Raw genomic sequence first — 11,484 nt, forward strand, 5'->3', positions numbered from 1 at the left:
TTCAGATCAGTCCGTACTCGGCAGCAAGCGCGGCAGCCGTCCGGCGGTTCGGGACCCCAAGCTTGACGTTCAAGCGCTGGAAGCGGGAGTCAATCGCACTCTTCGACATGTTCAATTCGGCGGCGATGTACTTGGTGCTTCGTCCCTGTCGTTCGAGACGAAGGAGGAGCACGTCCTCCTCAGTGATCCTGGTGGTGGCGATGAGTTCGGCTCGTATCCGGGCGATCCACCACTCGTGCAACTCCATGGCCAAAGGACGGGCCGCGAGCTTGAGGATCGTGAACCCCTCCCCCTCGTAGAAGCCGGGCGTTGCCGATCCGAGGCAAAGCACGCCCAGCCGGGAGAGACCGCCACTCGACGGGGCTGGGATGATGGCAGCGGACCGGAAGCCGAACTGTGCTGCCAGTTCGACCGCGTCGCGCTGCTGCCGAGAAGTGACCGGGATCTCACTGGCGCGCGCCGGTTCGCTGTGGCCCAGGGCGTACGCCAGCCACGGATCGTTCGCGTACCAGGACTGGCGTTCGTACTCCAGACACCAGGTCGGATCACAGGCGAGCAGAAATCGATAGGACTCGTGCGACACGTCGTCCCGGATGAAGCTGACGAACGCGGACGCGTCGGCGCCCAGCCGCTCGGTGGCCTTGCACAACAGCGTAAGCGCCTGCGTCTCATCCGCAGCCTCTGGAATGCGGCGGATGACCTCGCCGGCCAGCGACAGGAAATCGGGGCGGCCGGTGAAGTCCACGAGCGCTGAGGCGACGCTAGTCTTCTCCTCGGAGCAGCCTGACGCCATCTCTCCTCAGCCTCACATGGACCAGCGGATAGTCGAACCGGACCGGGTCCGAGTTGCACCAGCTGTCGAAGCTTCGCTCGTCTTCGAACAGAGTGACGTGAACCGTTCGATGGCGGCCACCGTGAAGCTGGACACGCTCAACGAAAAGGCGTGCGGCAAAGTGAGCGAGGGTGAAGCTGACATTGCCGTCGTCGCTGCGAATCGACTGTGTCATCGGCCTAACCGTGGAGTTCGGATCGGCAGCCGTCTGCTTCGGAGTAGACATAGCTACGCGTGCAGGCAGGGCAGGTAAGGTGGTCGACAACGAACGCAGGTGGCTCGTGCTCCCAGGCGAAGACATGCTCCTCGCCACATACATCGCACTCCATCAACACGGCTGGGAAGTAACGCCTGCACTCCGCGCACCGCATTGCCGCGATCTCGCGTGTCATGAGCGTCTCGAACTCGTCGGGTTCGTGGTGCCCGCAGTGCGGGCAGTGAGTGACCAATGACGACTCCAGCGGGAGGCTTAGATCCATGGCGTTCCCCAAGCTCGAACTGCCGCTCTATGCGACGCCGTGGTCGACCGGACCGTCTGAGTCGCTTCCCAGCCCCATGGTCGACACCGCTATTGATAGCGAGAGAAGTGGGGCACTGTCCAGCGGCGCCTAGTTTCAATGGGTAAGCGGTGCAGGACGAGTGGACGGAGAGCAGGCCGCGGGCCGCACCGGCCCTTTTGTGATAGGCCGGTCCAGTGACATCCCGATACTGTGAGCTGCCCATTTCGCCTTGACGACGAATAGGCTGAGAAACTGCTTTAGGAGGGATGCCATGTTGGTTCTGCTGCAGCGACAGGCGCGTCCAGATGCACCGTACTGGCCTGGGCAGCGACTGCTGTCGGCCATCGACGCGGTGGCCTGGCCAGTCCTCATGGTCATCGCCTTGCTGAATGCGCCGTGGCCGACCGAGTTCGTCGGCTCGGTGGCCATTTCGCTGTGCGCCATTGCGATCGTACCGAGACTTCATAGGGCGATATGGCTGAATGAGTGGTACGCCTTCACCACCTGGCGTTGGGGTCGGCCCACCCTCACCCTCATGCTCTTCGGAATGATCTTGAAGGCCAGCATCTGATGCCCCTGGTGCGATCAGTCTTCGACCGAAGACCGAGACTCGCTCCACCGATCGAGGTCACTCCTGCGCCAAGCGACCGCGCGAGCGGCTAGCTTGACGGGCGAAGGAAACTTGCGTTCTGCCACGAGGCGATAGATGGTTGAGCGGCCCAAACCGGTACGTCTAACCACCGATGGCATGCGAAGAAACTCGGCATCGTGAACTTCAAGTACCGATGCAGTGGAGGGGGCTATGGCTCGGCGCATGTGGACCTCTGTGCACTCGATGCTGAATAGATTAAGCCGGATGCGAGCGGATGCACTGCTGATTCCAAGGAAAAAACTGGCAAGAGGCTAATTGCTGCTGCACCACTTCTCTCCCGTACGCGTTGCCCGTTGAACTTACTTCTGGCTCCGTGAGCGGGGGAGGGCACCGCGCGGTCCTCAAGCAAAGTCAAAGTGAAAATCCATCGACCCGCTTTGCAGCCCGTCCAGCAGCGGCGTCAGGTTCTCCAGCCGGTTCGCGCGTCGGCTGCACCCCTCGCCCGCGCGCTGCCACGTCCCGTACACCGCCAGTAGCCGTGACCCAAGCAGTGGCGTGCTCTGCTGCGCGCGGATGCGCTTCCAGCAGATCACCTGCACCGTGCCGGTCTCGCCCTCCAGCGACACGAAGATGACGCCGTTGGCGGTGTCCGGCTGCTGGCCGGTATACGTCCAGCCAAGGCATCTTGAATAGCGAATCACGGCCCTGAAGGATCCTGTCTACGTAGGGATACGTGGGCACCATGACAAGCGAGAGTGGCAAGACGCGGCGTCGCTAGGGCGAGTAGTTCAAGGCGATGGTGCTGGCGCAATGCGGCGAGCCAGGCGCGTCTGTCGCGCAGGTCGCGATGTCGCACGGCATAAACGACAACGTACGGCAGTGAGGACGAGGGTGCGTCGAGTGTGCCGCTCGAAGGTCATGAAGTGCTTTCGCTCGCGCTCGATGGTAGGGGCGTTCGTCCAATGAACGAAGCCAGCAGCTTCAGATTCCTTGCGCTGTCGGCGAGAAACCGTGTGCCAAGTTAAGCGCCAGCAGTGCCGTCCCGCCAATGCAGCTCACTGTGTTCGGTAGACGGTTCCACAGGCAAGCCAAGTACGCTCCTCAAGCGTCGTATCTCAACCACTCTTCTTGGCCGCACCGACCAGATACTCCGCGACCGCCAAGGAGCGCTCATTCGTTCCCGCCATCGATCCTGTCGTCACCCACCGGCCGTCTATCCCGAGGGACGGGGTGCCTTGAATCCTGTACCCAGCAGTCAGCGCAGTGGCCTGCTTCGCTTTCGTGGCGACGGCGAAAGAATTTAGCGCGTCTAAAAAGCGGGCGCGGTTCACGCCGTGTTTCGCTACGAAGTCACCTACCTCTTCCGGCTTCTCAAGACGCTGGCGCTCGTTATGAACTGCTATAAACACCTTGCGATGCAGCTGCTCCACCAAACCGAGCATCTCGATCGCGAAAAACAACTTCTGATGCAGCACATAGGGCACTTCGCGGAAGGCCACCGGGATGCGGCGGAACAGGACGTCGGCGGGCAGCCTCTTTTGCCAAGCGTCGATGGCCGGCTCGAACGCGTTGCAATGCGAGCAGCCGTAAGCGAAGAACTCGAGCACCTCCACCTGCTTCGGATCGCGGGTGGGCTGACGAGGCGAGACCGTCAGGTAGTGCTTTCCTTCCACTATTCGTTCCTGCGCCCAACTAAGCAACGGCATGGTGGCAAGGGGCACGGCGGCAGATTTGGCGAACTGGCGGCGATCCATGCTCAGCGTTGGAAGTTGCAGAAGCCCGACATTCTTGGGCCTGTACCAACTACGGAGTCAAGTGCCGATCGCAGGTTGACCCCTCCCCCGGTACCGCGCTTTCGCTATGCCGCTGTCCCAGCGCCTGCTGCGTGAAACTCAGTTTCGCTCGCGATCGATCACGAGCGCGAGCTCGCCGCGCGGCTTGGTCGGCACGTTTTGAGCTTCGAGATCACCGGGGGCCGGCGCTGCAGTGCCGCCACGCGAGATGCGCGCCGCGACAATGACGCGGCTCGCCGCCGACAGCTTCGCCTGCGGCGTCATCGCCAGCGAATCGTCGAGTTGCACGACGATTGGCGCAGTCGGTGCTGCCGAGAGCGTCTGGCGCGACACGGCCAGCGGCATGCGTGGGCCTTCTGCGGCACGCGCGAAAACAAACAGCGTGTCCCCGCTACGCACTTTGGCGGCGAGTTCAGGCGCGACGGTGACGGTGACGCGCAGCGCGCCGCTGCCGGCGGCGGCCGCGCCCGATGCCGCCGGCGCTCGTGACGCGGACCGTTCTGCCAGCGGTGGCAAGCCCTTGGCCGCACGAGCACTGTCGATCGCTGCATCGAGGTCGTTCACCATTGGCGTGTCCGGCGGCAGGCGCGCACGCAGTCGGGTCCAGTGCGCGAGCGCGGCGTCATGGTCCTGCCGCGCCATGGCCGCCGCACCGGCCAGGGCCAAGGCCTTGCCGTGGTCGGGGTCGATCGCGAGCGCGCGCTGCAGCAGCGTCTCCGGCTCACCGGCGAGGTTGCGGCCCTGCACACGCGCGAGCGCGTCGGCATAGTCGGCGAGCAGACCGGCATCGTCTCCGCGGTGCTTCAGCGCTTGCGCGAATGCGTCGCGCGCGGGCTCGGCGCGATCGAGCTGCAGCAGCGATCGGCCAAGCAGCGCCCAGCCCTCGACGTTGCCGGGCTCGGCCTTCAAGCGCTCAGCCAGGGTTCTCAGCGCGGCCTCCATGTCGACCGGCGAGGCTGGAATCGCTGGCGTCGGCGCGGCGCTCCCGGCAACAATGGAGGGGTTCAGTGCGTCGCGGCTGCCCAGATGCGCATACAGCACCGTCGCCGCGAGCGGCACCGCGAGCGCCAGCGCAATCGCGCTTTTGCGGCCACGCGTGGCGCGCTGCGCAGTCGCAGGCGCGGCGGTCTCGTCGAGCACGCGCCGCTCGAGCTCGGCGCGCGCCGCGGCATGCTGCGGCGTGTCGAGGCTGCCGGCCGCCAGTTCGTCGTCGAGCTCGCGCAGCTGCGCGCGAAGGATGCGCAGATTGCTCTGCACGGTGTCGTCGGCCAGCGGCGCAGCACCGCCGCCGCGCAACAGCGACCGCAGCAGCACCCAGAGTGCCACGACGACGAGCAGCGCCGCGACGACGACAAACGCCGCAAGTTGGCCGGTCATCGCGGCGGCTCCCCATCCTCGCCCAGGAGCTTGCGTGCGCGCTCGTGCTCGGCCTCCGTCAGCGGCGCGGGCGCGAGTAGCGCTCGGCGTTGCCGCAGCACGCGTGCCAGCACAAACGCCATCACCGCCAGCAGCACGAACGGCCCGGCCCACAGCAGCCAGGTCGTCGGCTTGACCGGCGGCGTGTACAGCACGAAGTCGCCGTAGCGCTGCACCATGAAGTCGAGGATCTCGCGCTCGCTGCGGCCGGCGCGCAACTGCTCGCGCACCTGGTTGCGCAGGTCTTTTGCCAAGTCGGCGTTGGACGCGGCGATGGTTTCGTTCTGGCACACCAGGCAGCGAAGGTTGGCGGCGACGGCCAGCACGCGCGCCTCGAGCGCCGGGTCGGCGGCCAAGAGGCGGGCTTCCTGGGCGTGTATCGATGCCGCCGCGAACACCGCGACCAAGCTGACGAATAAGCCAGCCATCGAGCGCGTCGAGCCGGCCAAGAGTCCGGGGATGAAGAATCCGATGGTCATGCGCTGGCTGAGCGAGCGCCGCCGGCGGACGCACCTTCGTTCTGATGCTGCCTGCTCGTCACGCGATAGCGACGGTCCGCCACCGCGAGCAACCCGCCCAAGGCCATCAGCACGCAACCGCCCCAGATCCAGTTGACGAAGGGCTTGACGTACAGGCGCACGACCCAGGCACGGCCGTCGTCGAGCGGCTCGCCCATCGAGACATAGAGGTCGCGCGTGACGCCGCGGTCGATCGCCACTTCGGTCGTCGGACTGCGACTCACGCTGTAAAGGCGCTTGTCGGGGTACAGCTTGTCGACCAGCCGGCCGTCCTTCGACACTTCGAAGGTCGCCTGAACCGCCTGGTAGTTCGGGCCGGGCAACTCGCGCAAGCCGACGAGCTTGAAGTCGTAGCCGCCGACGCGCGCCCTGCTGCCCACCTCCATGCGCAGATCCTGCTCGGTCTGGAAGCCGCCGACGATGGTCACGCCGATCACGAACACCGCCACGCCGGCATGAGCGAGCAGCATTCCGTACCAGCTCCCGGTCTGCGTGGCGAGCCGCTGGCCCCACAGCGCCAGCGGCTGCCCCTGCACACGCAGCCACAGCGTGTTCGCAGTCGTGGCCAGGATCCATGCGGCAACGAAGAGGAAGAAGCCGATCAGCGGCGTGAACTTGCCGAGCACGAAAGGCGCGATCACTGCGGCGACAAACGCCGCCGCTGCCGCCCAGCGCAGTTGCACCGCCAACTCAGGCAGCGTCGCTTTCTTCCAGCGCGAGATCGGGCCGACGCCCATCAGGAACAGCGCCGGCACCATCAACGGTACGAACACGGCGTTGTAGTACGCCGGACCGACTGAGATCTTGCCCAGGTTGAGCGCATCAAGCGCCAGCGGGTACAGCGTGCCGAGCATCACCGCCGCGGTCGCCACCATCAGCAGCAGGTTGTTGGCCAGGAGCATGCCTTCGCGCGAGACCGGCTCGAAGGCGCCGCCGATGCCTACGCGTGGGCCGCGCCAGGCAAACAGGGCGAGCGAGCCGCCGACGACGAGCACGAGAAAGCCGAGAATGAAGACACCGCGCGTCGGGTCGGTGGCAAAGGCGTGCACCGAGGTCAGCACGCCGGAGCGAACGAGGAAGGTGCCCAGCAGGCTCAACGCGAAAGCCAGAATCGCCAGCAGCACTGTCCACATCTTGAAGCCGCCGCGCTTCTCCGTGACCGCCAGCGAGTGGATGAGCGCCGTGCCGACGAGCCACGGCATGAACGACGCGTTCTCCACCGGATCCCAGAACCACCAGCCGCCCCAGCCGAGTTCGTAGTAGGCCCAGGCGCTGCCCAGCGCGATGCCCAATGTGAGAAAGACCCACGCCACCGTCGTCCACGGGCGGGACCATCGGGCCCACGTGCTGTCGAGTCGACCGGAGATAAGCGCGGCGATGGCGAAGGCGAAAGCGACCGAGAAACCGACGTAGCCCATGTAGAGCAACGGCGGGTGGAAGATCATCCCTGGGTCCTGAAGCAGCGGGTTGAGGTCACGCCCGTTCTCCGCCGCGGGCAGCAGCCGCTCGAACGGGTTGCTCGTGAACAGCGTGAACAGCAGAAAGCCGGTGGAGACGAACCCCATCACCGCGATCACGCGGGCGACCATCACAGTGGGCAACTGGCGCGAGAACAGCGCGACCGCCACCGTCCAGCCCGCCAGGATCAACGTCCACATCAGGATCGAGCCCTCGTGGTTGCCCCAGGTCGCTGCCACGCGCAGCGGCAGGGGTAGCGCGGTGTTCGAGTTCTCCGCGACGAGTTGAACCGAGAAGTCGTTGTCGATGAAGGCCGAGGTCAGCGCGCCGTAGGCCAGCAGCACGAGCGCGAAGTGCACCAGCGCCGCGGGCCGCGCCAGCGCTACCCAGGAGGCTTGGCCGTTGAACGAGCCCGCAAGCGGCAGCACGCTTTGCGCGAACAGCACCACCGCGAGCGCAAGGATCAATGCGAAATGGCCGATTTCTGGAATCATTTGGGCGTGCCCTGACTATGCTTGACCAGCGACGGCATCCGCCCGTGCTTGGCCTTTTCAATGCCTCGGCCGCTTCGGGCGGCATATAGTTCTCGTCGTGCTTGGCGAGGACCTGGTCGGCGACGAACACGCCGTCGGCGCGCAGCTTGCCTTGCGCGACCACGCCTTTGCCCTCGGAGAACAGGTCGGGCAGCATGCCGGTATAGGTGACGGGCACGGTCTTCGCGGTATCGGTGACGACGAAGGTGACCGTGAGGCCATTGGGGTCGCGCTTGACGCTGCCTGCTTCGACCAGCCCGCCGATGCGAAACGCGCGGTCTTTCGGCGCCTCGGCCTGCGCCACCTGCGTCGGGCTGAAGAAGAAGACGAGGTTGCTCTGGAAGGCGTTGAGCACGAGCGCGGCGGCGATGCCGAGCGTGGCGATGCCCGCCGTGATGGCCAACGCGCGTTTGGTCCGCGGTTTCATGGGTGATCGCTCTCCATCATCAGCGCCTTGCGCCGCGCGCGCAGGCTCCACAACTCGATCGCGATGGCCAGCGCCGCGACACCGAACGAGCCCCAGACATATGGCCCGTAGCCGCCCATCCCCAGGAATTGCGACCAACTCGACCAGTACAAGTTCATCTCAAGCACCCTGCCCCAGGCCTTGAATCTGCGGAAAATGCTCGCGCGTCCACCCCGCGCCACGCTCGCGTTCGAGGATGACGTGGCGCACGCGCACGAACACCACCGCGAAGCAGTAGGCCCAGAACGCGAGCGCCATCACCAGCATGCCTTCGAGCATGATCGCCGCCATCGACGGCGCTTGGTTCAAGCTAACCGATGCGCCCTGGTGCAGCGTGTTCCACCACTTGACCGAGAAGTAGATGATCGGCACGTTGATGACGCCGACGATCGCGAGCACGGCCGATGCGCGGTCGGCGCGGCGCTCGTCGTCGATCGCCGCGCGCAGCGAGAGATAACCGATGTACAGGAACAAGAGGATCAGCGTCGACGTCAGCCGCGCGTCCCACACCCACCAGGTGCCCCAGGTCGGCTTGCCCCACAGCGCGCCGGTCCACAGCGCGAGGAACGCCATCATTGCGCCGGTAGGCGCGATCGCCTGCGCGAGCATCGCCGCCAGGCGCGCATTGAACACCAGGCTGATCGCGGACCAGAACGCCATCGCCACGTACAGCACCATTGCCATCCACGCCGCAGGCACGTGGATGAAGATGATGCGGTAGCTGTCGCCCTGCTGAAAGTCCGCCGGCGCAACGCCGAGGCCCAGATAAAGGCCGTAGGCCGCAAGGGCGACCGCGGCCGCTGCGCACCACGGCACCAGCCGGCCGGCCAGGCTGTAGAAGCGTTGCGGCGCCGCGAAATAGGACCAGACGAAGCGTGCCATCGGCAAGTGAGGAGTCAACGCGGATTATCAATCGGCGCTGATGCGCAGCGCGGTCGACGCCGCCCAGGGTGCGCCGAACAGCGCGAGCGCCAGCAGTGCACCCAGCAGGGACAGGTGCGGCTTCGGCGACAGACCCGCACCCACGGCCTCGACCGCACCGGCACCGAAAATCAGCACAGGCGTGATCAAAGGCAAGACCAGCAGAGCAAGCAACACCGCAGCGCCCCGCACGCCTACGGTAAGCGCAGCGCCGATGGAGCCGACCAAGCTTAGTACGGGAGTGCCCAATAGCAACGACAGCACCAGCACCCCGACTTGCGAGCTTGGCAGACCGTACTGCAGCGCAATCAGCGGCGCGACCACCGCCAGCAACAAGCCGCTTACCAGCCAATGCGCGGCTACCTTGGCCAGCACCAAGAGCGGGAACGGCGTCGCCGACAGCAGCAACTGCTCGAGCGTGCCGTCGGCTGCGTCTTCGGCGAAGAGGCGCGGCATTGCCAGCATCGACGCCAGCAGCGCTGCCACCCAGACAATGCCCGGCCCCATGCGTGCGAGCAGTTGGGAATCAGGCCCGACGCCCAGCGGGAACAAGCTGGTGACGATGACGAAAAAGATCGCCGCGCCCAGCGTGTCGGCCTTGCGGCGCAGCGCCAGGCGCACGTCGCGCGTGAACAGGGCGATCAGCGCGGCCAACGTGCCCGCGCGAGCGAGCGTGGCGCCAGCCACGCCGGTCTCAGCGTTCACAGCGCCACCGTCACGGCCTGCGCTGCGCCGTCGTCGAGCGCGAGCGCCTGATGGCTTGTCAGCACGACGATACCGCCGCGCGCCAGATGCGCGAGCAGAAGCGCGCCCAGCCACTGCGTGGCGGCGGCGTCGAGCGCGTTTAACGGCTCGTCTAGCACCCACAGCGGCCGATGGGCAGCGAGCAAGAGGCGCGCGAGCCCGACACGACGGCGTTGGCCGGCGGAGAGCACCCGCGCCGGCAGATGATCGCGCCCGGCGAGCCCCGCTTCGCCGAGCGCCTGTCGTGCGGCGCTCGCTTCGATCGCATCGCCCGCGAGCGCCGCGGCCACGCGAAGGTTCTCGATCGCGCTTGCGTCGTCCTTCAGCGACGCGGCGTGCCCGCACCAGACGAGTTGGCGATGAAACTCTTCGCGCTGCGCGGCGATCAGCGCACCGCGCCAGCGCACTTGGCCTTGAGTGGGGGTCGCGAGGCCCACCAGCATGCGCAGTAGCGTGGTCTTGCCCGCGCCATTGGTGCCAGTCACACGCACCAACTGCCCGGGCCGCGCTGTGAACGCGAGATCGGTGAACAGCGCGCGACGGCCGCGACGGGCCTCTAAAGCCTCCACTTCCAACATGGTTTGCACTGTAACCGGGCGCATTTCAGGCCAGCCCCAGCCGCCATAGGAAGTCATAGCGGTGGCTCATTCGATGCACGGCGTACAGCGACAGGTCCAGCAGCACGCCTGCCAGGAACACCTGTGCCAGGAAGGGCCAGTCGCTGGGCCACTACAGTCCCTCCCAACCCGCCCAAACGCGCAGCAAGACGAAGCCGAGCACCGCATGCAAGACCAACAGGCCGATGCAACGCCCGTGAGCACCAGTGCCATCACTCCCGGGTAAGCCCTGTACCGGACCATAGAAAGTGCTCTCATTGCCTCTCCGCCGCTATTCATGGACCCCAGTGTTGGGAAGCGCTCACGGTCGCGCTTGAACAAACATGCTGCCGATCGCCGCGCCTTGACTCTGTATCGGCTGCAGGGCTTGCAATACGAACCAGGACACGGCCTGCGTCCGCAGGCGATTTTGGACACAGAAATGAGCGACGAAGACGAACACGGCCTCGACGCCAACCAGGCTGCTGACCGCCGCATCCTGTGGTGGGTCCTGTTGATCAACGTCGGCCAATGCCTGGCTGGCGTCGCCGTGGGCCTCTGGGCGGCTTCCACGGCTGTGATCGGAGCCGCGCTGGACAACCTGGCCGACGCGTCGGTCTACGGAGTCAGTCTCTACGCGGTCGGCCGCGCAGCGTCCATCAAGGTGCGGGCCGCGCGCCTGTCGGGTTGGCTGCTGATCGGGCTGGCGGCGATGCTGGTGGTGGAAGTGCTGCGCCGCTTCTTCGGCGGCGAAGCGCCGATCGGTCCCGCCATGATGGGGATGGCTGCCATCAACGCCGCGCTGAACATCGTCTGTCTGCGCCTGCTCAAGCGTCACCGCGGGGAAGACGTCAACTTTAAGGCATCTGCCATCTTCACCAACAACGATTCGATCGTGAACCTGGCGATCGTCCTGTCGGGCGCGCTCGTGATGTTGTGGGGCTCGAACCTGCCGGACCTCGTGCTCGGCCTGGTGGTAGCCGCCATCGCCGGCAACGGCGGTCGGGAGATCCTGGCCGAGGCTCGTGAGGCTGCGGAGAAGGTGGACTCCGAACCAAAGTGACTTTTTCTGCGCTGGTAACGGGACGACGCTTGACCCCGTACTCGCTACAGGT

General features: G+C 65.8%; 13 protein-coding genes and 1 pseudogene. 2 read left to right on the forward strand and 12 right to left on the reverse strand.

Features of this window, described 5'->3' with window-relative positions; genetic code table 11:
* Position 1: 1 nt before the first annotated feature.
* Entirely contained in the window at positions 2-745 is a 744-nt protein-coding gene (locus tag LRS07_RS04855) for a helix-turn-helix transcriptional regulator (protein WP_260500868.1), read from the reverse strand.
* An 858-nt stretch (positions 746-1,603) separates the two neighbouring features.
* Between LRS07_RS04855 and LRS07_RS04860 the strand changes: the two genes are divergently transcribed.
* A complete protein-coding gene (locus LRS07_RS04860) occupies positions 1,604-1,903 on the forward strand; it encodes a hypothetical protein (protein ID WP_260500869.1) in 300 nt (99 codons plus the stop codon).
* A gap of 14 nt (positions 1,904-1,917) precedes the next feature.
* Here LRS07_RS04860 and LRS07_RS04865 read toward each other — a convergent pair whose 3' ends face one another.
* The 11 genes and pseudogenes from LRS07_RS04865 to ccmA form a co-directional block, all read right to left on the reverse strand.
* Positions 1,918-2,148, reverse strand: a complete 231-nt coding sequence (locus LRS07_RS04865; RefSeq protein WP_312028355.1) for a helix-turn-helix transcriptional regulator — start codon at positions 2,146-2,148, stop codon at positions 1,918-1,920.
* A gap of 177 nt (positions 2,149-2,325) precedes the next feature.
* Positions 2,326-2,625, reverse strand: a complete 300-nt coding sequence (locus LRS07_RS04870; RefSeq protein WP_260500870.1) for a hypothetical protein — start codon at positions 2,623-2,625, stop codon at positions 2,326-2,328.
* A 414-nt stretch (positions 2,626-3,039) separates the two neighbouring features.
* A complete protein-coding gene (locus tag LRS07_RS04875) occupies positions 3,040-3,678 on the reverse strand; it encodes a thiol:disulfide interchange protein DsbA/DsbL (RefSeq protein ID WP_260500871.1) in 639 nt (212 codons plus the stop codon).
* A gap of 138 nt (positions 3,679-3,816) precedes the next feature.
* Positions 3,817-5,094 (reverse strand): c-type cytochrome biogenesis protein CcmI, encoded by a 1,278-nt coding sequence (gene ccmI, locus LRS07_RS04880; RefSeq protein WP_260500872.1) that lies wholly within the window; start codon positions 5,092-5,094, stop codon positions 3,817-3,819.
* The gene (locus LRS07_RS04885) at positions 5,091-5,612 is read right to left on the reverse strand and encodes a cytochrome c-type biogenesis protein (RefSeq protein ID WP_260500873.1); all 522 of its coding nucleotides are present in this window, start codon (positions 5,610-5,612) and stop codon (positions 5,091-5,093) included. The genes ccmI and LRS07_RS04885 overlap by 4 nt, the downstream gene beginning before the upstream one ends.
* Positions 5,609-7,603: a heme lyase CcmF/NrfE family subunit gene (locus LRS07_RS04890; protein ID WP_260500874.1), complete on the reverse strand. Its 1,995-nt coding sequence runs from the start codon at positions 7,601-7,603 to the stop codon at positions 5,609-5,611. The genes LRS07_RS04885 and LRS07_RS04890 overlap by 4 nt, the downstream gene beginning before the upstream one ends.
* A gap of 52 nt (positions 7,604-7,655) precedes the next feature.
* Positions 7,656-8,069, reverse strand: a pseudogene (gene ccmE, locus LRS07_RS04895) (cytochrome c maturation protein CcmE); the annotation flags it as partial.
* A complete protein-coding gene (gene ccmD, locus LRS07_RS04900) occupies positions 8,066-8,227 on the reverse strand; it encodes a heme exporter protein CcmD (RefSeq protein ID WP_260500875.1) in 162 nt (53 codons plus the stop codon). The pseudogene ccmE and the gene ccmD, both read right to left, overlap by 4 nt.
* Position 8,228: 1 nt before the next feature.
* Positions 8,229-8,990: a heme ABC transporter permease CcmC gene (ccmC, locus tag LRS07_RS04905; RefSeq protein ID WP_260500876.1), complete on the reverse strand. Its 762-nt coding sequence runs from the start codon at positions 8,988-8,990 to the stop codon at positions 8,229-8,231.
* A 27-nt stretch (positions 8,991-9,017) separates the two neighbouring features.
* Positions 9,018-9,734 (reverse strand): heme exporter protein CcmB, encoded by a 717-nt coding sequence (ccmB, locus tag LRS07_RS04910; RefSeq protein ID WP_409450598.1) that lies wholly within the window; start codon positions 9,732-9,734, stop codon positions 9,018-9,020.
* A complete protein-coding gene (gene ccmA, locus LRS07_RS04915) occupies positions 9,731-10,351 on the reverse strand; it encodes a cytochrome c biogenesis heme-transporting ATPase CcmA (RefSeq protein WP_260500877.1) in 621 nt (206 codons plus the stop codon). The genes ccmB and ccmA overlap by 4 nt, the downstream gene beginning before the upstream one ends.
* Before the next feature lie 460 nt (positions 10,352-10,811).
* On the opposite strand from ccmA, the gene LRS07_RS04920 reads away from it, so the two are divergent.
* Positions 10,812-11,432 carry a cation efflux transmembrane domain-containing protein gene (locus LRS07_RS04920; protein WP_260500878.1) on the forward strand — a complete coding sequence of 207 codons (621 nt, stop codon included), beginning with the start codon at positions 10,812-10,814 and terminating at the stop codon, positions 11,430-11,432.
* Positions 11,433-11,484 lie beyond the last annotated feature (52 nt).

This window comes from Aquabacterium sp. J223 (assembly GCF_024666615.1).
Lineage (GTDB): Bacteria > Pseudomonadota > Gammaproteobacteria > Burkholderiales > Burkholderiaceae_C > J223.

Bases quoted from the DNA above. Each gene is read 5' to 3' on its own strand.
- LRS07_RS04860 (WP_260500869.1), top strand. From the start codon at position 1,604: ATGTTGGTTCTGCTGCAGCGACAGGCGCGTCCAGATGCACCGTACTGG.
- LRS07_RS04865 (WP_312028355.1), bottom strand. From the start codon at position 2,148: ATGCGCCGAGCCATAGCCCCCTCCACTGCATCGGTACTTGAAGTTCAC.
- LRS07_RS04875 (WP_260500871.1), bottom strand. From the start codon at position 3,678: ATGGATCGCCGCCAGTTCGCCAAATCTGCCGCCGTGCCCCTTGCCACC.
- ccmI (WP_260500872.1), bottom strand. From the start codon at position 5,094: ATGACCGGCCAACTTGCGGCGTTTGTCGTCGTCGCGGCGCTGCTCGTC.
- LRS07_RS04885 (WP_260500873.1), bottom strand. From the start codon at position 5,612: ATGACCATCGGATTCTTCATCCCCGGACTCTTGGCCGGCTCGACGCGC.
- LRS07_RS04890 (WP_260500874.1), bottom strand. From the start codon at position 7,603: ATGATTCCAGAAATCGGCCATTTCGCATTGATCCTTGCGCTCGCGGTG.
- ccmD (WP_260500875.1), bottom strand. From the start codon at position 8,227: ATGAACTTGTACTGGTCGAGTTGGTCGCAATTCCTGGGGATGGGCGGC.
- ccmC (WP_260500876.1), bottom strand. From the start codon at position 8,990: ATGGCACGCTTCGTCTGGTCCTATTTCGCGGCGCCGCAACGCTTCTAC.
- ccmA (WP_260500877.1), bottom strand. From the start codon at position 10,351: ATGTTGGAAGTGGAGGCTTTAGAGGCCCGTCGCGGCCGTCGCGCGCTG.
- LRS07_RS04920 (WP_260500878.1), top strand. From the start codon at position 10,812: ATGAGCGACGAAGACGAACACGGCCTCGACGCCAACCAGGCTGCTGAC.